Source organism: Vibrio sp. 1069 (assembly GCF_033340555.1).
In genome coordinates, this window is the sequence record NZ_JAWOWP010000452.1 from 1 (window position 1) to 663 (window position 663).

2 pseudogenes are annotated in these 663 nt (G+C 46.6%); one reads left to right on the forward strand and one right to left on the reverse strand.

The window, feature by feature from the left end:
- Positions 1 to 212, forward strand: a pseudogene (locus tag R7040_RS27075) (hypothetical protein); the annotation flags it as partial.
- A gap of 64 nt (positions 213 to 276) precedes the next feature.
- On the opposite strand, the pseudogene R7040_RS27080 reads toward R7040_RS27075, so the two are convergent.
- A pseudogene (locus tag R7040_RS27080) lies at positions 277 to 663 on the reverse strand (tryptophan--tRNA ligase); the annotation flags it as partial.

Consider the following 663-nt stretch of genomic DNA (forward strand, 5'->3'; position numbering starts at 1 on the left):
ATGGTGTCATTTCTTTTCGTGCCCGCCTGCCTGGACCAGACTATTACTGGGAGCCATATAAAATCAAACAGTTAAGTTACGAGATATCCTGTGTTTTCCTCACTAATTATGTGGATCGTGGGATGGTGGTGAAATCGTCGTTTTTAGGCGCTCGTGGCCGCGTTGAGTACTATGATATGGAGCGCTGTATGGACAACACGCCCTTTGAGTAATTTTCTCAGCACATAAAAAAAGCTCCACCGAAGTGGAGCTTTTTGGGTATTGGATTACTTGAGATTACGGACGAGCAACAAAACCAACAGCTTCGTATGCTTTTTTCAGTGTTTCCGCCGCGCGAGCCGATGCTTTCTCCGCGCCTTGCTTCATCACTTCATCCATAAACGCGCGATCTGCGCGAATACGACGGTATTCTTCTTGAATTGGCTCAAGCATCGCAACAACCGCTTCACCCACGTCTTTCTTGAATGGGCCATACATTTCAACGCCTTTGTATTTCGCTTCAATCTCTTCAAAGCTCATGCCTGTCGCTGCAGAGTAAAGACCCATTAGGTTTGCAATACCCGCTTTGTTTTCAACATCATGGCGAATGCTTGGTGGCGTTTCGGTATCGGTTTGCGCTTTGTTGATCTTCTTGATGATCGATTTCGGCTCTTCAAGCAGCGT